Origin of the sequence: Bacteroides intestinalis DSM 17393 (assembly GCF_000172175.1) — a bacterium.
Taxonomy (GTDB): domain Bacteria; phylum Bacteroidota; class Bacteroidia; order Bacteroidales; family Bacteroidaceae; genus Bacteroides; species Bacteroides intestinalis.
On sequence record NZ_ABJL02000006.1, the window covers coordinates 256,950 to 280,967 of the forward strand.

Below are 24,018 nucleotides of genomic sequence, written 5' to 3' on the forward strand. Positions count from 1 at the left end.
ATTTACTCAAAATCGTACAAAAATGAACTAAATGCAATAGCTAACTCCGTTCTTAGGCATTCCTATACTTTTTCCCTTCCAACGGTTAGCCTTTTCCATCCGAACGTTTATTCTTTCCACCGTGGAGTTTCTTTCTTTCCACCATGGTGGAAAGAAAGTTTCCCCGTGATGGAAAGCAACTTTCTCCATGGTGGAAAGAATAAGCACCTACTACAATTTTCCTTAACCATCGTAGCGAAAAGAGATAAAAGTGGCGATGCGGCGGCTTAACCTCTAATGGTATATAGATCCCTGCCATCCCCTCCTTTCTCTACACATTCTTTTTCAAAGAGATAAAGCAGGCATTCCCAATATAATTACTACATTTGCAGAATAATCAACTACAAAAAGTACAAAGAAGATGGACTTAAACAGAGTATTTGCCACCGTGCAGGAAGCCAGTCGGAAATTGCTGTCGTTAAGCGACCGGGAAATCAATCAGATACTGCTGGCTGTAGCGGATGCCGCCTTGGCAAAGTCAGACTTTATTCTTGCAGAGAACAAGAAAGATCTGGAAAGAATGGATCCTAAAGATCCGAAGTACGACCGACTGAAATTAACCGCCGAACGCCTTCAAGGCATCGCAGCGGATACACGCAACGTAGCTACCCTCCCCTCTCCCGTAGGGCATATACTGAAGGAGAATACACACCCCAAAGGAATGAGACTTAAAAAAATAAGTGTTCCATTCGGTGTTATCGGCATCATATACGAGGCTCGTCCGAACGTTAGTTTCGACGTATTCGCACTTTGTCTGAAAAGCGGCAATGCCTGTATATTGAAAGGCGGTAGCGATGCTGACTACTCCAACCGGGCTATTATTAGCGTTATACACGAAGTTTTGGAACGTTTCCAAGTCACCCCTCATATCGTAGAATTATTGCCTGCCGACAGGGAAGCAACAGCCGAACTACTAAATGCAAGGGGGTATGTGGATTTGCTTATTCCCCGTGGCAGCAGCAGCCTCATCAACTTTGTGCGTCAGAATGCTACCATACCGGTTATTGAAACAGGTGCAGGTATCTGTCATACATTCTTCGACCGCTATGGTGATGTGGAGAAAGGTGCCGCCATTATCAACAATGCCAAAACCCGTCGCGTCAGTGTATGCAACGCTTTAGATTGCCTGCTGATTGATGAAGAGCGCCTCAGTGACCTATCGGTACTTTGTGCTCCGTTGCCAGATAGCCATGTGACAATCTACGCAGATACACATGCATACAACGTCCTGAAAGGCAGCTATCCCACCGATTTACTGAAAGAAGCTACGGAAGAAGATTTTGGAACGGAATTTCTGGATTACAAAATGTCTATCAAAACCGTCCAGTCTATCCGCGAAGCCATAGCACATATCCAAAAATACGGTTCCAAGCATAGCGAATGTATCGTAACAAATGATAAAGCTCATGCCGAACAGTTCTGCCGTGATGTGGATGCCGCCTGTGTGTATGTCAACGTACCAACGTCCTTCACGGACGGAGCGCAGTTCGGACTGGGTGCCGAGATCGGCATCAGTACACAGAAGCTTCACGCCCGCGGCCCGATGGCATTGGAAGAGCTCACCACATATAAATGGATTATCGAAGGCGAAGGACAGATAAGGGAGTGATAAGTGATCAGCCAAAGCTCCACCATAAATCATAAATTATAAATCATAAATATATAAGATGAAGAAGTTTACTTGTGTGCAGGACATCGGGAATCTGAAAGCTGCACTGGATGAAGCATTTGAGATAAAGAAAGACCGGTTCAAATACGTAGAGTTAGGACGAAACAAGACGTTGATGATGATTTTCTTCAACTCAAGCCTGCGTACCCGCCTCAGCACGCAGAAAGCTGCAACAAACCTGGGTATGAATGTAATCGTACTGGACATCAACCAGGGAGCATGGAAACTGGAAACGGAACGCGGAGTCATTATGGACGGTGACAAACCGGAGCACCTGTTGGAAGCTATCCCCGTAATGGGCTGCTATTGCGACATCATCGGTGTACGCTCTTTCGCACGATTCGAGAATAAAGAAGATGATTACAACGAAATCATCATAAACCAGTTCATTAAATATTCCGGACGCCCTGTATTCTCAATGGAAGCAGCTACACGCCATCCATTGCAAAGTTTTGCCGACCTCATCACTATTGAAGAATACAAGAAAACGGCACGTCCTAAAGTAGTTATGACCTGGGCACCGCATCCGCGTCCATTGCCACAAGCCGTGCCCAACTCATTTGCAGAGTGGATGAATGCTACAGATTATGATTTCGTCATCACTCATCCCGAAGGCTACGAACTCGACCCGCAATTTGTAGGACATGCCCGCGTAGAATACGATCAGATGAAAGCATTCGAAGGTGCAGACTTTATCTATGCCAAGAACTGGGCTGCCTATGCAGGCGATAATTACGGACAAATTCTAAGTAAGGACCGTGAATGGACAGTAAGCGACCGCCAAATGGCTGTAACCAACAACGCCTACTTTATGCACTGCCTGCCTGTACGCCGTAATATGATTGTAACGGATGATGTCATCGAAAGCCCCCAATCCATTGTAATCCCCGAAGCCGCCAACCGTGAAATATCGGCTACAGTAGTATTGAAAAGACTACTCGAATCACTTTAAAAGGTGATCCGGACAACGGACATTGAACTATTATATAAGTTTCGCCTTAGTTTGTCTTACACTCTAAGGCGAAATTTGTATTTTTGCTCAAAAAGCGAAGATAAGCTGCACCTCAGCATTAAAAATAAGCAAGCTTATTTTGTACTGCTTTCGGTTTGCATTATCTTTGCCCCAAATAACGCTAAGGATTATGACAATAAAAGAGTTTTTTTCTTTCCGACAGAATAAATTTTTCTGGGTAAACCTGATTGCAATGATCGTTGTGGTTGCCCTTGTACTGTTTGGAGTTTTGAAGGGACTGGATATATATACCCGTCACGGCGAAGCGGTAGTAGTGCCCAATGTAAAAGGCATGGGAGTGACTGAAGCCGAAAAAATGTTCCGCAACCAAGGACTGACCTGTATTGTTTCCGACTCCAGTTACGTAAAGAACTTACCCGCCGGATGCATCCTTGAACATAATCCTGCTGCCGGACAGAAAGTAAAAGAAGGACGCACCATCTATCTGACAATAAACACACTGAATGTACCTTTACAAATTGTTCCCGACGTAGCAGATAATAGTTCCATGCGTCAGGCACAGGCACGTTTATTAGCGACCGGTTTCAAGCTGGCCGAAAACGAATACATAGCCGGTGAGAAAGATTGGGTGTACGGCGTAAAGTACAAAGGACGCACACTGACCAACGGTGAAAAAGTTCCCGTAGGTTCCACACTTACCCTAATAGTAGGGGATGGCGGAGCCTTAGCTCAAGAGTCAGATTCTACAAATACGGAAACCACAGGTTCTGTTTCTTCCGGTGATTCTGCTACTGACGACTCTTGGTTCTAAACATTATATTTGGAGAATAAGCAACTTTCAATCATAATAACACATAGAAAAAACGAGGAATGATAGAAGAATTGCCGGATGACATAGCGATTGATGATGACCTGGACGACGTAGAGCCTGTCGGTGATGAGGCCCAACTCTATGAACACTTCCGTGTGGTAGTGGACAGGGGACAGGAAATGATGCGCGTAGATAAGTACCTTTTCGATCGTCTGACAAATGCTTCACGCAACCGCATTCAGAAATCAGCAGAAGCAGGTTTTGTAATGGCTAATAATAAGCCTGTCAAAAGCAGCTATAAAGTGAAGCCTATGGACGTCATTACCATTATGATGGATCGTCCACGCTACGAAAACGAAGTCATTCCCGAAGACATTCCACTCAATATTGTTTATGAGGACAAATACCTCATGATAGTGAATAAACCTGCCGGACTTGTTGTGCATCCGGGACACGGTAACTACCACGGAACTCTAGTGAACGCCATAGCCTGGCACATGAAAGATAACCCCGATTACGATGCCAACGACCCGCATGTCGGTCTGGTGCACCGCATCGACAAAGATACCTCCGGTTTGCTCGTTATAGCAAAGACACCGGACGCCAAAACCAATCTCGGCATACAGTTCTTCAACAAAACCACCAAACGACGTTATCGTGCATTGGTATGGGGAATCGTTGAACAGGACGAAGGAACCATTATAGGTAACATCGGCCGGAATCCCAAAGACCGTATGCAGATGACCGTGTTGCCCGACGACCAGGGTAAACATGCTGTTACCCATTACCGGGTATTGGAACGTCTGGGTTACGTCACCCTTGTGGAGTGTATTCTCGAAACGGGACGTACCCATCAGATACGTGTACATATGAAGCACATCGGCCACGTACTCTTTAATGATGAGCGCTATGGCGGACACGAAATTCTGAAAGGTACTCATTTTAGTAAATACAAACAGTTTGTAAACAATTGCTTCGATACTTGTCCACGGCAGGCATTACACGCAATGACGCTGGGCTTTGTACATCCTGCCACTGGTGAGGAAATGTACTTCACTTCTGAAATGCCCGACGACATGACCCAGCTAATAGACAAATGGAGAGGCTATATCAGTAACAGAGATTTAGAATGAAACGCACGATTGCTATCGTTTGCGGAGGTGATACCTCCGAATTCCAGGTTTCCCTGCGCAGTGCGCAAGGAATCTATTCCTTTATTGATAAGGAGAAGTATACATTATATATCGTCGAAATGCACGGACTCGACTGGCACGTGCAACTTCCTGACGGCAACAAAGCTCCCATCGACCGGAACGATTTCAGTTTTCAGGTAGATGGCAAGAAGGTGACATTTGACTTTGCCTATATCACCATTCATGGAACTCCGGGTGAAGACGGACGTTTGCAAGGTTATTTCGACCTTCTTCATATCCCTTATTCCTGTTGTGGTGTATTGGCAGCCGCACTTACTTACGATAAGTTTGCGTGCAACCAATATCTAAAAGTATTCGGTGTGCGCATTGCAGAGTCTTTAGTACTCCGTCAGGGACAGTCTATTTCCGATGAAGATGTAATAGAGAAGATTGGTTTGCCTTGTTTCATCAAGCCCAGCCTGGGTGGTTCCAGCTTTGGCGTAACCAAGGTGAAGACCAAAGAACAAATACAGCCTGCCATTGTTAAGGCATTTGGTGAAGCACAGGAAGTCCTGGTGGAAGCCTTTATGGAAGGTACGGAAGTAACCTGCGGTTGCTATAAGACAAAAAAGAATTCAGTAGTATTCCCTATTACGGAAGTAGTAACAGAGAATGAATTCTTCGACTACGACGCCAAGTATAACGGACAGGTTTCTGAAATTACTCCCGCCCGTATCTCCGACGATCTGACTCACCGGATACAGACTTTGACTTCAGCCATCTATGATATCCTGGGAGCTTCCGGCATCATCCGCGTAGATTATATTATCACTGCCGGAGATAAAATCAACCTGCTGGAAGTGAACACTACACCCGGAATGACGGCCACCAGTTTTATACCCCAACAGGTACGTGCTGCAGGTTTAGACATTAAAGATGTAATGACTGATATAATTGAGAACCAGTTTTAGTGACTAAGGGTTAATGATCAGTGATTGGCACTCAGCAGCTTCACTATTCACAACCAACTAAACGTTAATCATTATGAATATGGAATTTGATGAAATCCGCCCTTATCATGACGAGGAACTCCCTCAGATTTACGAGGAATTGATTGCCGATCCGGCTTTCCAGCAGGTGGCGTCTGCTGTCTTTCCAGAAGTTCCTTTTGAGGCGCTTGCACAGAAAATGCGTGCTTGCAAGACAAAATTAGAGTTTCAGAAAGCATTCTGTTACGTTATTCTGAGAAAGTTTTCCCGAGATACGACTCAGGGAGTGACTTTAGACCATACAGCACAGCCGGAGCATAAATCTGCTTACACTTACATCTCTAACCATCGCGACATTATTCTTGATTCTGGTTTCCTGTCAGTAGAATTGATAGACAAAGGCATGGACACGGTAGAAATCGCCATCGGTGATAATCTATTGATCTATCCTTGGATTAAGAAGTTCGTACGTGTCAACAAATCCTTCATTGTACAACGTACCCTGACCATGCGCCAGATGTTGGAATCCTCCGGACGCATGTCACGCTATATGCACCACACCATTAAGGATAAGAATCAATCCATCTGGATTGCCCAGCGTGAAGGACGTGCCAAAGACTCCAATGACCGTACCCAGGAAAGTGTGCTCAAAATGCTTGCCATGGGCGGAGAAGGCGATATTATTGATCGTCTGACCGAAATGAATATTGTCCCATTGGCCATTTCATATGAATACGATCCCTGTGATTACCTGAAAGCACAGGAATTTCAGTTGAAACGGGATATACCGGATTACAAAAAGACGCAAGCTGATGACTTGAAGAATATGCAAACCGGACTGTTCGGTGCAAAGGGACATGTACACTTCCAGGTGGCTCCCTGCATCAATGGAGAACTGGCTAAATTAGATCGTTCTCTTCCCAAACCGGAGTTATTCTCAGAAATTGCTGCACTCATAGACCGGAATATTCATGCGAATTATCGTTTGTATCCCGGTAATTACATAGCCCATGATTCTTTATCGGGTACTGAAACCTTCGCCGGTCAATACACGGCCGGAGAGAAGAAACATTTCATGGATTACATTGACCAACAACTTGCCCGCATCGAATTGCCTAATAAAGATATGCCGTTCTTGCGTGAAAAGATATTGCTGATGTATGCCAATCCGTTGACGAATTATTTGGATACCCAAACTGATAATCCGAAATAGAATAAACAATGAAAGGTAAGTTACAATTTCCAGTTTCTTTATCCTGGCTTTTGCCTATACTGTTATGTGTACTGGTTTCCTGTAGCGATGATGACGACTACTATTATCCATCTGTGAAACTGGACTTCCTGACTGCCCAAGCAGGTGCCGACGGTAGTTTACAGTCCATATTGACAGATGAAGGTGAGACGCTTGCAGTAGTGGAAGATGCATCAAACACACGTATAGATGCCAATTCTTCCCTCCGCATTGTCAGCAACTATGGCAAGGCAGCAACTGCCAATGGAGAGTCCGGAGCAAAATTGTATGCAGTACTGAAAGCAATATCTCCTGTTCCACAACCCGAGGATAAATTTAAAGATGGAATAAAACGTGATCCGGTAAATGTATTAAGCATCTGGATGGGCATTGATTACCTGAACTTAATGTTGGAAATCAAATCACAAAATAAAAGCCATGCGTTCCACTTTATAGAAGATGAAATCATCACGGACATAGAAACAGGAACCCGGACAGTACGCCTATCCCTCTATCATGATGATGGCGGAGATGTACAGGCTTATACCAAACGTGCTTATGCATCCGTCCCATTACGGCAATATGCTGAGGATGGAATCAATAAGATAACGGTTTATTTCAGCATCAACACGTATTCTGGCAAAGAAGCGACTTACGAATTTGAATATAATCCTTAATAAGATGAAAATGAATTCTTTTATTGCAGGCATTTGCCTGTTTTTCTCATCACTTTTCTCCTGTCAGCAGAAAGGAGACTTTAAGTCCGTCTCTGTGGAAGATTTCTCCACACTGATTGCCGATCCTGAAATGCAACGTCTGGATGTACGCACCTTAGCCGAATATTCAGAATCTCACATTCCAAAGAGCATCAACATTAATGTGCTTGATAAGACTTTTGCCGAAATAGCAGATTCAACCCTGCAAAAAGATAGACCTGTAGCCTTGTATTGCCGTAGTGGCAAACGCAGTAAGAAAGCTGCCGCCATCCTTAGTGAGAAAGGTTATGTGGTTTACGACCTTGATAAAGGTTTCGAAGAATGGAAGAAGGCAGGAAAGGAAATAGAAGAATAATATAGAGCAAGAAACAAATTGGCGCAAATAGAAAAGCCGCAAAGCACTTTATCAGTCCTTTGCGGCTTTCTTATTCTTTATTACAAAGAGAGTTTGCTTATGCTTTTACTCCGTTGTATTCGTCAGAAACAGTCAGTTTCTTGCGGCCTTTAGCACGACGTGCAGCTAATACTCTGCGACCGTTAGCGGAAGCCATTCTCTCACGGAAACCGTGTTTGTTTTTTCTCTTTCTGTTAGAAGGTTGAAATGTTCTTTTCATTACTGTATATTGTTTTATGTTATTATTTCACGTAATCGGGCTGCAAAAATAGGGACTTTTTTCAAAATAACCAAGAGTTAAGTCTTTTTCTCTCAAAACTTTTTGCGATTTTTACTGATTTCCATTACTTTTGCACCCGCAAAGCTCACTGAAGACAATTATATAACATCTAAAATAAAAAATATTAGTATGATTAATGCCCAAGACATTAAAATCGGAACTTGCATCCGTATGGACAACAAGTTGTATTTCTGTATTGACTTCCTGCATGTAAAGCCGGGAAAAGGTAACACTTTCATGCGTGTTAAACTGAAAGACGTAGTGAATGGCTATGTACTGGAACGTCGTTTTAATATCGGTGAAAAACTGGAAGATGTACGCGTAGAGCGTCGTCCTTATCAGTTCTTATATAAAGAAGGTGAAGATTATATCTTCATGAACCAGGAAACTTTTGACCAACATCCTATTGCTCACGACCTGATCAACGGTGTTGACTTCCTGCTGGAAGGAAGTGTACTGGACGTAGTATCGGACGCTTCCACTGAAACTGTTCTTTATGCTGATATGCCCATAAAGGTTCAGATGAAGGTTACTTATACAGAACCGGGTGTGAAAGGTGACACTGCTACAAATACATTGAAACCTGCCACTGTTGAGTCTGGTGCAACTGTACGCGTTCCATTGTTCATCAACGAAGGCGAAATGATTGAAATCGATACTCGCGACGGTTCTTATGTAAGCCGTGTGAAGGCATAAGCCGTTTCCCGAGTACATATAGTACGATTATACAAACTGCCTGTCAGAAGAATTAAGCACTTCTGGCAGGCAGTTTTTTCTATAGGGGAGCAAAAGAATATACGATTGGGAAGATTATCGGAAAAGAATGATTTATCTTTGTAAGCAATAAGCAATAGAATTGCACCATGAGTAAACTGATAAAGACAGACAATGAACTAAAAGATTAACACCTATGAGATACTCCGTCATTATTCCTGTATATAATCGTCCCGATGAAGTGGACGAACTCTTGCAAAGTCTGACCGAACAAAATTTCAAAGACTTTGAAGTCGTGATTGTGGAAGACGGTTCCTCTATCCCCTGCAAAGAAGTAGTGGACAGGTACCAGAAGCAACTGGACATACACTATTATAACAAACCCAATTCCGGTCCCGGACAAACCCGCAACTATGGTGCCGAACGGAGTACCGGAGAGTATCTGATCATTTTAGATTCTGACTGTATCCTGCCCAAAGGCTATCTTGCCGCCATCGAGAAAGAATTGCAGGTTACCCCTGCCGATGCCTTCGGCGGACCGGACCGGGCACATGAGTCTTTTACGGATATACAGAAAGCTATCAACTACTCCATGACTTCCTTCTTCACTACCGGAGGCATCCGGGGAGGAAAAAAGAAAATGGATAAATTCTATCCACGCAGCTTCAATATGGGGGTCAAGCGAGATGTATATGCCGCATTGGGGGGATTCTCTAAAATGCGTTTCGGAGAAGATATAGACTTCAGTATCCGCATATTCAAAGGCGGTTATCGCTGCCGGCTGTTTCCTGACGCATGGGTGTATCATAAACGTCGCACAGACTTAAAGAAGTTCTTCAAACAAGTACATAATTCAGGGATTGCACGTATCAATCTGTATAAGAAATATCCAGAGTCTTTGAAAGTTGTTCATCTCTTGCCCGCTGCATTCACATTGGGAGTAGCTATACTATTACTTGGTAGTCCTTTCTGTCCTTACAGCCTGACGCCCATCGCTTTATATGCGCTACTGGTATGTGCAGATTCTTCCATCCAGAACCGAAGCCTGCGTATCGGCATCTATTCCATTGCAGCCTCCTTTATCCAACTTATCGGATATGGCACGGGATTCTGGAGAGCCTGGTGGAACCGCTGTATACTTGGCAAAGATGAATTCGAAGCTTTCAAAAAGAACTTTTATAAGTGATTAGCGATTCACAATCAACATGGAAAAACTAACTATCAACCAGTGGGCGGAAGAAGACCGCCCGCGAGAAAAGATGATGCTGAAAGGTGCAGAAGCCTTAAGCGATGCCGAATTGCTTGCCATCCTTATCGGTTCGGGAAACACAGAAGAAAGCGCAGTATCACTTATGCAACGAGTACTTTCCGCCTGCAGTAACGACCTGAACCAATTGGGTAAATGGGAAGTACAGGACTTCTCCCGTTTCAAAGGCTTCGGTCCTGCCAAAAGTATCACCATCATGGCAGCACTGGAACTGGGCAAACGTCGCAAACTACAAGAGCGTCCGGAACGCACCACCATCCGCTCTTCCAAAGACATCTACGAAATCTTCCACCCGCTTCTCTGCGACCTGGCACACGAAGAGTTCTGGGTTTTACTCCTCAACCAAGCCTCCCGCGTCATCGACAAATCCCGCATCAGCCGAGGTGGTATCGACCAGACTACTGCTGATGTACGCAGCATCCTGCGTGAAGCTTTAATGCAGCGTGCCACACAAATAGCCCTGATACACAACCATCCTTCGGGCAGCCCTCGCCCCAGTACAGACGACCAACGTCTGACGCAACTTGTCCAGAAAGGAGCCCAAACCATGAACATCCGTCTCATCGACCATGTTATTGTAACAGACGGAGTATATTATAGTTTTAACGATGAAGGAATGATTTGAGAGAAGCATCTTTTACATCAGCACAATAAAGGATGCAAATGAAAGGGAGTAATGTTTGATGGGAAAGGCTTTAATAATCTGTTTGCTGAGTATCTATAACAGGCTTTTTCAAAACCCGTTCCTTTGTAGTTTCAATTTATTTCTTTAGCTTTGCTTTAAGAAGATAGTCTGTGCTCAGCATAATGCAAATAAATTTGCTTCTGTTTTCGGTTTCAACTATCTTTGCCTAACTAAAATAATACGAATATGACCAAGTTTGAAATAGAAGAAAAAATAGTGGCGATGCTCAAAACCGTATTCGACCCGGAAATTCCGGTAAACGTGTACGATCTGGGACTTATCTATAAAATAGATGTCTCCGACAGCGGAGAAGTTAACATTGACATGACCCTGACAGCTCCCAACTGCCCGGCAGCCGACTTTATAATGGAAGACGTGCGCCAGAAAGTGGAATCAGTGGACGGTGTCACTGCTGCCACCATCAATCTGGTATTCGAACCGGAATGGGACAAGGATATGATGAGTGAAGAAGCCAAGTTGGAATTGGGATTCTTATAAGTACTCAAGTAGTAAGCAATTAGTAACAAGCAGAATAGCACGGTTATGAAGAATGTATATTTCCTTTCGGATGCACACCTCGGCTCACGTGCCATCGAACACGGACGCACACAAGAACGACGCCTCGTCAACTTCCTCGACAGTATCAAGTACAAAGCTTCTGCCGTGTATTTGCTGGGCGATATGTTCGACTTTTGGTATGAATTCAAGACCGTTGTGCCGAAAGGCTATACCCGTTTCCTGGGCAAACTATCCGAACTGACGGATATAGGAGTGGAAGTACACTTCTTCACAGGAAACCATGACATTTGGTGCGGAGACTATCTGACTAAAGAGTGCGGTGTCATTATGCATCGCGAACCGCTTACAACGGAAATATACGGTAAGGAGTTCTACCTCGCCCACGGTGATGGTTTGGGCGATCCTGACAAGAAATTCAAGTTCCTGCGTTCCATGTTTCACAACGAGTTTCTACAAGTTCTTTTTTCTGCCATACATCCCCGTTGGAGTATGGAATTGGGACTGAACTGGGCCAAGCAAAGTCGCTTGAAACGCATTGACGGCAAAGAGCCCGAGTATATGGGTGAAGACAAAGAATTCCTGATACTCTACACCAAAGAGTATCTGAAAAGCCATCCGAATATTAATTACTTTATCTACGGACACCGTCACATCGAACTGGATCTGATGCTGAGCGCTACCGCCCGTATCACCATACTGGGAGACTGGATTAATTATTTCTCTTATGCCGTTTTCGATGGTGAGAACCTTTTCCTTGAGAATTTTATCGAAGGAGAAACCAAACTATAATCCTCCCCCGGCAACCTTAAAGTGCCAACCAACCGTTTGATCTGATATGAACCTTTTAAGTCACAAATATCTCTTTGCCGGATGTTTACTTATCGCAGGCACTCTTTCGGCATGGGGACAGTCCGCTCCTTCCCTTGCTATCCGCATTGATGACCTCGGAGCATTCCATTCTGTCAATGAAGCCTGTATTGAAACCTACCAGTCGGGTATCGCCCGTTCTGTAGAAGTAATGCCCGTAGCCGCCTGGTATCCGGAAGCAGTCCGTCTGCTAAAAGAGAACCCGGGATTGGATGCCGGTTTACATTTAGTGATTACCAGTGAATGGGAAAATGTAAAATGGCGTCCCTTAACCCATTGCCCCAGCCTGACGGATGAGAACGGATACTTTTATCCGATGATGGGACCCAATCCCGCCTATCCGGGACAATCGGTTATGGAAAATAAATGGGATATAAAAGAGGTAGAACAGGAGTTTCGCGCACAGATTGAGATGGCACTGAGAAACATTCCCCAACTCAGCCATATGACGGGGCACATGCTGTCCACCGGATTCACTAAAGAAGTGAATGAACTGGTGCTACGCCTGGCAAAAGAATACAATCTTCCTTCCATTGATCGCATGGATTCACCACAAGATTATCAGTTCACTTACATTGGTTATGACGGTCCGAGCCGGACCTCTGCCGAAAAGGAAGAAAGCTTCATACGTTCCCTGAATAAGCTGGAAGCAGGCAAACGATATCTGTTCCTCGATCATCCGGCACTGGACAATGAGGAGATGAAAACCGTCTTTCATATCGGCTACGAACAGGTAGCACTCGATCGGCAAGGCGTCACAGACTTACTTACCAGTCCGCGTGTAAAACAAGTCATCGAGGAGAAAGGCATCAAGCTGATTTCTATCAATCAACTCACCAAAGGACTGCCCCGTAGCACTCCCTCCAAGAAACTGGAGAAAGCAATGGAAAAATACCTGGAAGCGGTGAAGAATGCCGGCCAAGACCTGCATAGCATCATGATTGTACAGCATGGCAATGTACTTGCAGAAAAATGGATGAGCGAAGGAAAAGAAGACGAGCCCCATGTACTAAACTCTGTCAGCAAGACTTTCACAGCCTCAGCCATAGGATTTGCAATAGCCGAAGGCAAACTAAAACTAACGGATAAAGTAATTTCCTTCTTCCCGGATCAGCTGCCTGCAAATATAAGTGAGAACCTGGAAGCCATGACTATCCACGACTTACTAACTATGACTTGCGGACATGACGGTGATCTCAGGAGTAATGAACGAGCAGCAAGAAATGCAGATAAAGGTTGGGTGGAACAATTTCTTGCCTATCCCGTAGATCATAAACCAGGAACATTCTTTGCATACAACAGTCCTGGTACTTATATGCTCTCTGCCATCGTACAGAAAGTAACTGGAGAAAAGTTAGTGGACTACCTATACCCTCGCCTGTTTCGTCCACTGGGGATTGTCAATGTGAAATGGCAGGAAAGCCCGGAAGGCATCAATTGCGGTGGCTGGGGTTTGTACCTCAAAACTGAGGACCTTGCCAAGATGGGCCAACTCTTCCTGCAAAAAGGAAAATGGGATGGACAGCAAGTGTTACCGGAGGAATGGATTGCCGAGGCATCTGCCAAACAGATTGCTTCTTTCCCGGCAGGAATGGATCCCGAAGCAGCCAAGAAATCAAAGATTAGTGAGAATACGAACGACTGGATGCAAGGTTATGGTTATCAAATGTGGCGTTGCCGCCACAATGCCTACCGCGCTGATGGAGCAGACGGACAATACATTCTCATAATTCCTGAAAAAGATGCCGTTATTGCCGTAACAGCGCATATCGGAGATATGCAGGCGGAACTGGATTTAATCTGGAAATACCTGCTCCCAGCACTGTAAACAGATGCTTCGTCTATTTAATCTTCTGTAAATGTCCCCAAGAAAAAGGAAATAAACGAAACCTTTTCATTTTAATCTTGTAATATATCCATAAACCATTAAAAATATACAGTTATGGATGATTTGATTTATAGGAATAATGCAATTGCCGAAGAGAATATCGACCCGCATGGTCGTCCGGCAAAGGATGAATTCGAGGAATTCAGTGAAGAGGTCTCTGAGCATACAGATCTTGGGTACAAGGATCAGAAAGTAAAGTCTGCAAAAGAGCGAAAGAAACGTCTCGAAGAAATGGACGAAATAGTCAAGGAAGACTTAAAGTAATAACAGCTAATATGAGTGTAGAAGTAGCAGCACGTTATTATACAACAAGCGCGGATTATGCGGATACGGATTGCGTAATCCGTATCATCCGCTTAATTCGCGCCTGAAACAAATCAATATCTGATTATTTATATCCCGCAACCTTTGCTATACGCTTCGGAATTTCCGTATTATCATATTTGCCAGCAAATTCCTTAGAGCCTGCACCCACCGCATATACAGGTACATATCCTGCTGTATGGCTGCCGCTTGTCCAACCTACCATAGCAATCTGGCTCATTACTTTTCTTGCAGAAGCAGCCAGCGGCTCAGTCTTTGAGTAAAGAGTTTCCTCGAACACGACCTTGTTCTTTACAAACGACTGTTCAAACTCATCACGCAATATCTTTTCCTGTTCCCAAGTCAAAGGCAACTCTTTCCAAAAGCCCATCTTTTCTGTTAACAGTGCTTTGGCATCTTCCCAAGTTACATCATGTCCTTTTGCCTTACGCAAATCAGTGATAGCAACAGAAAGTAAATCCTGAGATTGTTTTTGATTCTTCAAGGCTTTCAGATGCAATTCATACTTGCCTGTACCCAATCCTAAACCACCAGTTTCATGATCTGCCGTTACTACAATCAAAGTTTCTTTGGGATGCTTCTTATAAAACTCATACGCAACTTTGATAGCATTATCCATATCTATCACTTCTTCGAAAGTAGTAGCAGGATCATTTGAATGGCAAGACCAGTCTATCTTTCCACCTTCTACCATCAGGAAGAAACCTTTATTCTTACCCTTAGTCAAAAAAGAAATAGCACTTTCAGTTATCTCTGCAAGAGTCAAGTCTCCATCTTTGCGGTCAATAGAATAAGGCAGGCAAGAAGGGTTGGCATCATCTTTCTGAATCAGCACCATCTTATCAGCCTGAGCAGCTTTAGCTTTAAAATCGTCTACACCTTTTGCAATCGTATAACCGGCTTCCTCAATGATGGGGAAAATGCTTGGAGCTTCTTTCTTGTCAGCCGTAGTAGTTGGCTTCAAGAAACCACCACCTGCATAGAAATCAAAGTTAGCCTTCGGCAAGTCAAGAGCAATCTCGTAATACATATTACGATTAGGCTGATGCGCATAGAAAGCAGCAGGGGTAGCATGATCCACACTGACACTGGTAGTTACACCAACTTTCTTCCCGGCTTTCTTAGCTTTCTCGGCAACAGTCTGAATCACATTCTTCTGGTCATCCATACCGATAGCACCGTTATACGTCTTCACTCCGGTAGCCAGAGCTGTTCCGGCAGCAGAAGAGTCCGTTACAGAGTTGGTTGCAGAGAAAGTAGTAGCAACACCCACAGCCGGGAACTGAGTAAACAACAACGGTTTCACACCAATGCGTCCTTCCTGTTCGGCCAGATACATTTCCGTACCGTTCACCTGGTTCACTCCCATTCCATCACCGATGAAATAAAATACATACTTTGCCTGTTGGGCATACGTCACACCTGCCAACAGGACAAAGAACAATAAATACATGAATCTTTTCATAAATTGGTATATTTAAAGTAGTTTGAATAAATGTCGCTTTCTCTTAAGAGACAAGCAAAGATAAGGATTTTAAGCCAGTGCTTGGAGCAGATACTGTTAAAAAATAAAGCCGGAAGGCAATCTGCATTGCTTCCGGCTTCATTGTTACATCGCGATTGCGAGATTATTAACTTTTCAAGGATTATTTCTTATTTAAGATAGCCATAGTATCCGAGGCAATCATCAGTTCTTCGTCAGTTGGGATAACTACAACTTTCACTTTAGAGTCGTCAGCAGAAATCACCGCTTCTTCTCCACGAACCTTATTCTTTTCCATATCCAGTTTCACACCCATGTATTCCAGACCTTCGCATGCACCTGAACGACAAGAAGCCTGATTTTCGCCTACACCACCTGTAAACACTATAATGTCCACGCCACCCAAAGCAGCAGCATAAGCACCGATATACTTCTTAATACGGTAAAAATACATATTTTCAGTCAGGTCGGCCATTTTATTGTTTCCGGCAGCAACAGCAGCTTCCAACTCGCGCATATCACTGGATACTCCAAAGATACCTTTTACACCACTCTTCTTGTTCAACAGGTCAGATACACCGGCAGCAGTCAGGTTCTCCTTTTCCATAATGAAAGTTACGGCACCAGCATCAATGTCACCGCTACGTGTACCCATCATCAAGCCTTCCAGCGGAGTCAAGCCCATACTGGTATCAATACTCTTACCATCTTTTACAGCAGTGATAGAACCACCGTTGCCAATATGACAAGTAATAATCTTCTTTCCTTCAGGGCTCACACCCAGGAATTCACACACACGTTGTGAAACGTAACGGTGAGAAGTTCCGTGGAAACCATAACGACGTACGCCATACTTCTTATACAATTCGTAAGGAATAGCATACAAATAAGCATAGTCAGGCATAGTCTGGTGGAATGCAGTATCGAATACACCAATTTGCGGTACGTTGGGCAATATAGCAGAGATAGCGTTTACACCTTTCAGGTTAGCAGGATTGTGAAGCGGAGCCAAATCGTTGCAAGCGGTAAAAGCATCCAGTACTTCCTGCGTCAGTAATACAGATTCACTGAATTTCTCCCCCCCATGCACCATACGGTGACCTACTGCGTTAATTTCATTCAAAGACTTGATAGCACCATATTCAGGACTGGTCAATGTATCCAGAATAAATTCTACCCCTACGGTATGTTCGGGAATATCTTTTTCCAGAACTTTCTTTTCACCGTTAGGCAAAGTAAATTTCAGGAAAGAACCTTGCAGGCCAATTTTTTCGATACCACCCTGTGCGATCACTTCTTTATGATCCATATCAAACAATTTATATTTGATGGACGAACTACCGCAGTTTAATACTAAGACTTTCATTTTATATATTCAGATTTAATAATTATTTTATTCTTTGGCTCCAATAGCCTGGTTGGCAGTGATGGCAATCATGCGATAAATATCTTCGATGGAGCAACCGCGTGACAAGTCGTTCACCGGACGGGCAATACCTTGCAAAATCGGCCCTACTGCATCTGCATGACCTAAACGTTGTACCAATTTATAAGAAATATTACCTACTTCAAGGCTCGGCACAATCAGCACATTTGCGTTTCCTGCAATCGGAGAGCCCGGAGCTTTGCTGGCACCTACTTCAGGAACCAATGCAGCATCAGCCTGCAACTCACCGTCTAGAGCCAAGTCAGGAGCCATTTCATGAGCAATTCTCACAGCTTCAATTACTTTATCCACAACCTCATGTTTAGCAGAACCTTTAGTTGAAAAGCTCAACATCGCTACTTTAGGTTCCATACCTACCACTGACTTAGCAGTGCGAGCGGTACAAACCGCAATCTGCGCCAGTTGTTCCGCATCCGGAACCGGTGTAACAGCTACATCACCCATCACCAAAATACCGTTCTTTCCATATTCGGGAGCGTGCGTCAGCAACAGCATTGCACCAGATACACAAGTGATGCCCGGAGTTGTCTTAATGATTTGCAATGCCGGACGCAATACATCGCCCGTCGTATTGCGTGCACCTGCCAATTGACCGTCAGCATCACCATTCTTAATAATCAGACAGCCCAAATAAAGTGGGTTAAGTACCAACTTACGAGCCTCTTCGATAGTCATACCTTTTTTCTTGCGAAGTTCACACAACAATTGTGCATACTCTTCTTTCTTCGGATGATTCTCCGGATCAATAATAGTAGCCTTACTGATGTTTCCAAGTCCCCATTCTGTTGCACAAGCGTTAATTTCGTCCGGATTACCCAGAAGAATCAAGTCAGCAACTCCATCTGTCAAAATTTGATTGGCAGCTTTCAAAGTACGTTCTTCCGTTCCTTCAGGAAGAACAATACGTTGGCGGTCGGCTTTCGCGCGCTCAACGATTTCATTAATTAATCTCTGCATATATATAAATTGTGTATAAAAATTCGGTAGATGTGTTATTCACGCCGCAAAAATACACAATTTTGCAATATCAACATTGCAATTCGGGGCATTTTTGTGGCCCAAAGCGCAATTATTATAATATTTAACACTAATCTGGCACAAAATGTACAAATAGAAAGAAATATCGCAGGAAACTGTGACAGCCAATTTGCAAAACACCTAACTTTGCAGCGTTTTCAGTAAACAATTCAACTTTTGGTCAGTTATTAAGAAGGTTATTGCCCAAAGAGAGTTGAATTTAATAATAATAAATAGGTAATAGTAGTATGATTCGTCAATGCGCCATCCTTTTCGGATGCCTGGCTTTGGGTGAATTGGTTGTTTTTCTTACGGATATCAAGCTTCCGTCCAGCATCATAGGTATGCTGTTGCTCACCCTTTTCCTGAAATTGGGTTGGATTAAACTGCAATGGGTGCAGGGTTTGTCCGACTTTCTGGTTGCTAATTTGGGATTCTTCTTTGTTCCTCCCGGTGTAGCTCTCATGCTATATTTTGATATTATCGCTGCCCAATTCTGGCCGATAGTGATTGCTTCTTTAGTTAGTACCCTGTTGGTTTTAATCGTTACAGGGTGGGTTCATCAATTAGCACGCAAAATCAAATGAGTTACTTAGACAACGAATTCTTCTTGTTAGCCGTTACTTTCGGCGTGTTTTTCTTTTCAAAACTGTTGCAAAAGAAAACTGGTATTTTATTGCTTAACCCCATTTTGTTGACTATCGCCATCCTGATTATCTTTCTGAAAATGGCGCATATCAACTACGAAACCTACAACAAAGGCGGATACCTCATTGAGTTCTGGCTGAAACCGGCAGTAGTAGCTCTTGGCGTACCCCTATATCTACAATTGGAGGCCATAAAGAAACAATTGGTCCCGATCCTGCTTTCACAATTGGCGGGTTGTATCATCGGGGTAGTTTCCGTAGTGGTGATTGCCAAACTGATGGGAGCACCGCAGGAGATTATTTATTCATTGGCACCTAAATCTGTTACTACCCCTATTGCCATGGAAGTAGCAGATACATTAGGCGGCATTCCAGCACTAACGGCTGCCGTAGTGGTTTGCGTCGGTTTACTGGGTAGTATTGTCGGAATAAAAACCCTGAAACTTACGCGTATTAAGAGTCCTATTGCCCAAGGATTATCCTTGGGAGCTGCCGCCCATGCCGTGGGAACTTCCACCGCCATGGATATCAGTAGCAAATACGGAGCTTACGCCAGTCTTGGACTTACACTGAATGGTATTTTCACCGCCCTACTTACGCCGACTATTTTGCGATTATTAGGGTTGCTATAACAATTTCTCCTTATCTTTGTTATTCTTTATATTCAAACTAACGAAAACGACGATATGATATCATTTAAAGACATCGAACTTAAAGATAAAGAGCTCATTACATCTTATACACAGCATAGTCCTCGACGCAACTGTGACCTTTCATTCTCCAATCTCTGTAGTTGGCGTTTCCTTTACGACACCAAGTTTGCAGTACAGGACGGTTTCCTGATACTGAAATTCTGGGCAGGAGAAAAATTGGTATATATGATGCCAGTCGGGAACGGAGACTTAAAGAAAGTGCTGGAGGATATGATAGAAGATGCCAACCGTGAAGGTGAACGCTTCTGTATGCTCGGAGTATGCGCAGGCATGCGCGCTGACTTGGAAGCCATAATGCCTGATAAGTTTCATTTCGAAGCGGACAGAGATTATGCCGATTACCTGTATCTTCGGACCGATCTTGCCACATTGGCGGGTAAGAAATTCCAAGCTAAACGGAACCACCTCAATAAATTCCGCCGGACCTATACTAATTATGAATATGTTCCTCTCACTTCCAACCGTATACAGGAATGTCTCGATCTGGAAGCCGAATGGTGCAAAGTGAACAACTGCGACCAGCACGAAGGTACGGGTAACGAACGTCGCGCCCTTATCTATGCACTGCATAACTTCGATGCCCTTGGCCTGACAGGAGGTATTCTTCATGTAGATGGTAAAATTGTAGCTTTCACTTTCGGTATGCCCATCAACCAGGATACTTTCGGCGTACATGTAGAAAAAGCAGACACTACGATTGATGGTGCCTACACCATGATAAATTATGAATTCGCCAACCATATCCCCGAGCAATATACTTATATCAACCGGGAAGAAGATTTGGGCATCGAAGGTCTGCGCAAAGCCAAACTATCCTACCAGCCAGTGATTGTCCTGGAGAAATATATGGCTTGCCTGAAAGATACCCCTGTAGATCCGGTGAAATGGTAAGATTCTTTTAAGTAGTTAATAGCAAGTAATAAATAATCAATAAAGATAGTAAGCATCTGAATAGGAGATAGAAATAATGCGTGAAAAGGTAAAGAAGCTGTGGAAGCTTTGTTTTAACGACAATGACGAGTTTGTGAATATGTACTTTAACCTTCGCTACAACAGCGAAGTGAATGTTGCCATCGAAAGTGGTGATGAAGTCATTGCCGCCTTACAGATGCTTCCCTATCCGATCACTTTTCATGGTAATAGTATACCGACTGCATATATTTCGGGAGCTTGCACTCACCCCGACTACCGTAGCCGGGGCGTTATGCGAGAATTGCTATCGCAAGCATTCGGGCGCATGTATCGTAATGATATCGCATTTACTACCCTTATTCCTGCCGAACCCTGGTTATTCGGTTACTATGCACGCGTAGGTTATGCAACGGCTTTCCGTTACGGTAAACGCACTTTTCATTTGCCAACAGATGAAACGGATGCTCCTTCTCTCACTTCATCTGCCGAGACTGGTTGGTGCTTTCAGGCTTACACAGACTATGATGAAGATGTCTACCAATATCTGAATCGCAAAATGCAGGAACGCCCTTGCTGCCTGCAACATACAAAGACAGACTTCTACGTCATACTGGCCGACCTCAATCTGAGTTGTGGGTGCATTTTCACCCTTTCGGATGAATCTGGAATTGCCGCTCTTGCCATTGTCTATCCCGATGAAGAAGCTTCCAAGCTCTATATAAAGGAATTACTTGCAGATACTCCCGAAGCAGAACATTCGTTACTTACTCGCATTTGCCAGAACATGCATACCGAAACCCTCGATATCATCATGCCTCCCATAAAAGATCAATCCTCTTTTGATCTGGGTATGATACGCATCATTCAGGCCAAACCTGTACTGCAACTTTATGCAGCCGCACATCCCGAGGAAGAAATGAACATTGATCTCATTGACAACGAACTTTCAGCCAACAATGGTTATTATTACCTGAATAAAGGGAAATGTATGTATAGTCACAGACGGCTTCCGGGCGCACATGAGCAATTAACAATCGGGCAATTAACAGAAAAAGTATTTGCTTCGGAACAAGCATACATGAGTTTAATGCTAAACTGACATTACCCCAAATGGTAACTTTGTTAACCCCACACAGTAACTCCATTTACATGCTGAGGTAAAGGTCGTTACATGCCGAGGTAAAGAGCGTTACAATAAGCGGTAAAGGTCGTTACATACGGCGGTAAATGCTTTTACATCGCAAGGGAAATAGCTTGTAAATACTATCTATTGATAATCAAACAATTATCTAAAGCCATTGGTAGTACTAATTCATTTCCGAAAAGAAAGGAAGGAAATGATAAATCCCCATTTAACTCATAACCGCACGGTTATAAACTCATCCCGCCAACCGGTAAAAACAGTAATTTAGTTACTTTTATCTGTAATCTGTATACAACGTTTACGGAATATCTTCGGTAATTTTGCATTGTAAATGAAGCGAATGCAGAATCCCATAAATATTGATTTAATAAACAATAGAACCTATCATCATAAAAACAAAACATTATGAACCTGAAAAGAATAATCATTGCCATAACGGTTGTTTTAATCGGTACAGGCAATATAAACGCACAAGATATGAAAACAGAAGTTCCAAAAATCAGTGATTTCCCAGTAGGGGAAGAGAATACTGGCTACGCACAGTATTTTACAGGTAAATCCTGGCTGGCACCTTTGACTACCAGTAAAGAATTGAATGTCCCGATATCCAACGTTACGTTTGAGCCCGGTTGCCGCAACAACTGGCACAGTCACACAGGCGGGCAACTACTAATTGCCGTAGGTGGTATAGGCTATTATCAGGAACGCGGAAAGGCTGCACGCCGTCTGTTGTCCGGTGATGTAGTAGAAATCGCTCCTAACGTAGAACATTGGCACGGCGCCGCACCCGATAGCTGGTTCTCACACCTTGCCATAGCGTGCAATCCGCAAACGAATCAGAATACCTGGCTTGAGGTGGTGAATGATGAAGAATATGCGGAAGCTGTAAAAGACAGAAGCAGTAAGAATGAAAAGGATGAGAATAGAATTGAATTATGTAAAAAGAACTACACCCAACTATTCGGTGGAGAAGCTTTAACCGGAGAAGGTACAGATCCGGAAATGATGAATATACTTCAGAAATATATATTTGGAGAAGTGTTCAGGACGGGGGATCTAGATATGAAAACGCGTGAGATGATTACTTGCGTATCATTAGCCGCCATGCAGCAACTGCCACAGCTAAAGAGTCATGCCGGAGCTACACTAAACGTAGGGATAACTCCTATAGAACTGCGCGAGGCTATCTATCAATGCGCTCCCATTATCGGTTTCCCAAAAGTATTGAATGCATTAAGTGCAATAAACTCCACATTTACGGAAAGAGGCATCAAGTTACCTTTGGAAAAACAGGAGACTGTGACGGAAAAAAATCGTTTGGAAAAAGGCCTTGCTATTCAAAAGCCACTTTACGGAGAGGCCATGAAGGAATTTCTAAAAGATGTTCCGGGCGGCATGGGAGCCGACGTAGCACGTTTCCTGACTGAAGTTCACTTCGGAGATTTCCAAACCCGAAGCGGACTAAATACCCAAACGCGTGAATTGTTAACTTTCTGCGTGCTGACTGTAATTGGTGCAGAGCTCCAACTCCAATCACACCTCCAGGCCAATCTGAAAGTAGGTAACAGTAAGGAAATGCTGACTGCCGCTGTCATACAATGTATGCCTTATATCGGTTTTCCGGCAGCAATAAAGGTACTGGATATTATCAAAGAAGCATGATACTTTCTTCCATAAATTCTTTATTGACACAACCGTTTTAGCAAATCTTCATGATCCGGGTAAAGTTTCGATAAACGATCGAACGTACCCAACTCAAAATCATCGAAGGTAAAACCGGGAGCAACGGCACAACTAACCAGTGCATATCCGAAATGCGAAGGCAATTCGGCAGCAAACCAACATCCGGGTTCGATGGCAACCTGCTGTTCACCCGAAAAGTCAGCAGTCATCAAGTGAGTAACCAATCTACCATCGGGATGGATCACATGTAACATCAGGGGATATCCCGCGTGGTAGTACCACACTTCGGGGGAAGTCAGTCTGTGGAAAGCTGATTTGTCTTCATTTTCCAACAGGTAATAAATGGAGGTCATGGCTGATTTATCGTTATCAATCAGTTTTTCGGAACGAAATATTTCTTTGTAGTATCCACCTTCAGGATGGCGACTCATATTCAGATGATTTATCCAGTCAATTGCTTTCATACCTATATT

26 protein-coding genes are annotated in these 24,018 nt (G+C 43.7%); 20 read left to right on the forward strand and 6 right to left on the reverse strand.

The window, feature by feature from the left end:
- Nucleotides 1–85: 85 nt before the first annotated feature.
- Complete coding sequence (locus BACINT_RS24115; protein ID WP_157448644.1) at nt 86–298, reverse strand: hypothetical protein; 213 nt, start codon at nt 296–298, stop codon at nt 86–88.
- 102 nt (nt 299–400) lie between these two features.
- Between BACINT_RS24115 and BACINT_RS03045 the strand changes: the two genes are divergently transcribed.
- The 8 genes from BACINT_RS03045 to BACINT_RS03080 all read left to right on the forward strand — a co-directional run bounded on the left by BACINT_RS03045 (nt 401) and on the right by BACINT_RS03080 (nt 7,916).
- A complete protein-coding gene (locus BACINT_RS03045) occupies nt 401–1,648 on the forward strand; it encodes a glutamate-5-semialdehyde dehydrogenase (protein ID WP_007660533.1) in 1,248 nt (415 codons plus the stop codon).
- Between the two features lie 58 nt (nt 1,649–1,706).
- Nucleotides 1,707–2,660, forward strand: a complete 954-nt coding sequence (locus tag BACINT_RS03050) for a Rossmann-fold NAD(P)-binding domain-containing protein (RefSeq protein WP_007660534.1) — start codon at nt 1,707–1,709, stop codon at nt 2,658–2,660.
- Nucleotides 2,661–2,850: 190 nt separating this feature from the next.
- The gene (locus BACINT_RS03055) at nt 2,851–3,492 is read left to right on the forward strand and encodes a PASTA domain-containing protein (protein WP_007660535.1); all 642 of its coding nucleotides are present in this window, start codon (nt 2,851–2,853) and stop codon (nt 3,490–3,492) included.
- Between the two features lie 59 nt (nt 3,493–3,551).
- Nucleotides 3,552–4,625, forward strand: coding sequence for an RluA family pseudouridine synthase (locus tag BACINT_RS03060; protein WP_007660536.1), 1,074 nt, complete (start codon nt 3,552–3,554; stop codon nt 4,623–4,625).
- On the forward strand, nt 4,622–5,596 hold the full coding sequence (locus tag BACINT_RS03065; RefSeq protein ID WP_007660537.1) for a D-alanine--D-alanine ligase: 975 nt from the start codon (nt 4,622–4,624) through the stop codon (nt 5,594–5,596). The genes BACINT_RS03060 and BACINT_RS03065 overlap by 4 nt, the downstream gene beginning before the upstream one ends.
- 73 nt (nt 5,597–5,669) lie before the next feature.
- Nucleotides 5,670–6,827: a hypothetical protein gene (locus BACINT_RS03070; RefSeq protein WP_007660538.1), complete on the forward strand. Its 1,158-nt coding sequence runs from the start codon at nt 5,670–5,672 to the stop codon at nt 6,825–6,827.
- An 8-nt stretch (nt 6,828–6,835) separates the two neighbouring features.
- The gene (locus BACINT_RS03075) at nt 6,836–7,522 is read left to right on the forward strand and encodes a NigD1/NigD2 family lipoprotein (RefSeq protein WP_007660539.1); all 687 of its coding nucleotides are present in this window, start codon (nt 6,836–6,838) and stop codon (nt 7,520–7,522) included.
- A 4-nt stretch (nt 7,523–7,526) separates the two neighbouring features.
- Nucleotides 7,527–7,916, forward strand: coding sequence for a rhodanese-like domain-containing protein (locus BACINT_RS03080; RefSeq protein ID WP_117707097.1), 390 nt, complete (start codon nt 7,527–7,529; stop codon nt 7,914–7,916).
- Between the two features lie 97 nt (nt 7,917–8,013).
- Here BACINT_RS03080 and rpmH read toward each other — a convergent pair whose 3' ends face one another.
- A complete protein-coding gene (gene rpmH, locus BACINT_RS03085) occupies nt 8,014–8,175 on the reverse strand; it encodes a 50S ribosomal protein L34 (RefSeq protein ID WP_002558970.1) in 162 nt (53 codons plus the stop codon).
- A 189-nt stretch (nt 8,176–8,364) separates the two neighbouring features.
- Here rpmH and efp point away from each other — a divergent pair, with 189 nt between their 5' ends.
- The 7 genes from efp (at nt 8,365) to BACINT_RS03120 (ending at nt 14,439) form a co-directional block, all read left to right on the forward strand.
- Nucleotides 8,365–8,931, forward strand: coding sequence for an elongation factor P (efp, locus tag BACINT_RS03090; protein WP_007660543.1), 567 nt, complete (start codon nt 8,365–8,367; stop codon nt 8,929–8,931).
- A 214-nt stretch (nt 8,932–9,145) separates the two neighbouring features.
- Nucleotides 9,146–10,135 (forward strand): glycosyltransferase family 2 protein, encoded by a 990-nt coding sequence (locus BACINT_RS03095; protein WP_007660544.1) that lies wholly within the window; start codon nt 9,146–9,148, stop codon nt 10,133–10,135.
- Between the two features lie 19 nt (nt 10,136–10,154).
- Entirely contained in the window at nt 10,155–10,841 is a 687-nt protein-coding gene (radC, locus tag BACINT_RS03100) for a RadC family protein (RefSeq protein WP_007660545.1), read from the forward strand.
- Nucleotides 10,842–11,087: 246 nt separating this feature from the next.
- Complete coding sequence (locus BACINT_RS03105; protein WP_007660546.1) at nt 11,088–11,399, forward strand: metal-sulfur cluster assembly factor; 312 nt, start codon at nt 11,088–11,090, stop codon at nt 11,397–11,399.
- A gap of 45 nt (nt 11,400–11,444) precedes the next feature.
- On the forward strand, nt 11,445–12,209 hold the full coding sequence (locus BACINT_RS03110; protein WP_007660547.1) for a UDP-2,3-diacylglucosamine diphosphatase: 765 nt from the start codon (nt 11,445–11,447) through the stop codon (nt 12,207–12,209).
- A 46-nt stretch (nt 12,210–12,255) separates the two neighbouring features.
- Entirely contained in the window at nt 12,256–14,115 is a 1,860-nt protein-coding gene (locus BACINT_RS03115) for a serine hydrolase (protein WP_007660548.1), read from the forward strand.
- Between the two features lie 114 nt (nt 14,116–14,229).
- Entirely contained in the window at nt 14,230–14,439 is a 210-nt protein-coding gene (locus BACINT_RS03120) for a hypothetical protein (protein WP_007660550.1), read from the forward strand.
- A 124-nt stretch (nt 14,440–14,563) separates the two neighbouring features.
- On the opposite strand, the gene BACINT_RS03125 is transcribed toward BACINT_RS03120, so the two are convergent.
- The 3 genes from BACINT_RS03125 to pta all read right to left on the reverse strand — a co-directional run bounded on the left by BACINT_RS03125 (nt 14,564) and on the right by pta (nt 18,386).
- Nucleotides 14,564–15,964, reverse strand: a complete 1,401-nt coding sequence (locus tag BACINT_RS03125) for an alkaline phosphatase (protein WP_007660552.1) — start codon at nt 15,962–15,964, stop codon at nt 14,564–14,566.
- Between the two features lie 181 nt (nt 15,965–16,145).
- The gene (locus BACINT_RS03130) at nt 16,146–17,348 is read right to left on the reverse strand and encodes an acetate kinase (protein ID WP_007660554.1); all 1,203 of its coding nucleotides are present in this window, start codon (nt 17,346–17,348) and stop codon (nt 16,146–16,148) included.
- 27 nt (nt 17,349–17,375) lie between these two features.
- Entirely contained in the window at nt 17,376–18,386 is a 1,011-nt protein-coding gene (gene pta, locus BACINT_RS03135; protein WP_007660556.1) for a phosphate acetyltransferase, read from the reverse strand.
- A 308-nt stretch (nt 18,387–18,694) separates the two neighbouring features.
- Here pta and BACINT_RS03145 point away from each other — a divergent pair, with 308 nt between their 5' ends.
- From BACINT_RS03145 to BACINT_RS03165, 5 genes are all read left to right on the forward strand, one after another.
- On the forward strand, nt 18,695–19,033 hold the full coding sequence (locus BACINT_RS03145; RefSeq protein WP_007660560.1) for a CidA/LrgA family protein: 339 nt from the start codon (nt 18,695–18,697) through the stop codon (nt 19,031–19,033).
- Complete coding sequence (locus BACINT_RS03150; protein ID WP_007660562.1) at nt 19,030–19,725, forward strand: LrgB family protein; 696 nt, start codon at nt 19,030–19,032, stop codon at nt 19,723–19,725. The genes BACINT_RS03145 and BACINT_RS03150 overlap by 4 nt, the downstream gene beginning before the upstream one ends.
- Nucleotides 19,726–19,779: 54 nt before the next feature.
- On the forward strand, nt 19,780–20,697 hold the full coding sequence (locus BACINT_RS03155) for a DUF2156 domain-containing protein (RefSeq protein WP_007660564.1): 918 nt from the start codon (nt 19,780–19,782) through the stop codon (nt 20,695–20,697).
- Between the two features lie 76 nt (nt 20,698–20,773).
- Nucleotides 20,774–21,817, forward strand: a complete 1,044-nt coding sequence (locus tag BACINT_RS03160; protein ID WP_007660566.1) for a GNAT family N-acetyltransferase — start codon at nt 20,774–20,776, stop codon at nt 21,815–21,817.
- A gap of 450 nt (nt 21,818–22,267) precedes the next feature.
- Nucleotides 22,268–23,524, forward strand: a complete 1,257-nt coding sequence (locus BACINT_RS03165) for a cupin domain-containing carboxymuconolactone decarboxylase family protein (RefSeq protein WP_007660567.1) — start codon at nt 22,268–22,270, stop codon at nt 23,522–23,524.
- Between the two features lie 20 nt (nt 23,525–23,544).
- Here the strand turns inward: BACINT_RS03165 and BACINT_RS03170 are convergent, their stop codons facing one another.
- Nucleotides 23,545–24,009 carry a cupin domain-containing protein gene (locus BACINT_RS03170; RefSeq protein WP_007217031.1) on the reverse strand — a complete coding sequence of 155 codons (465 nt, stop codon included), beginning with the start codon at nt 24,007–24,009 and terminating at the stop codon, nt 23,545–23,547.
- Nucleotides 24,010–24,018 lie beyond the last annotated feature (9 nt).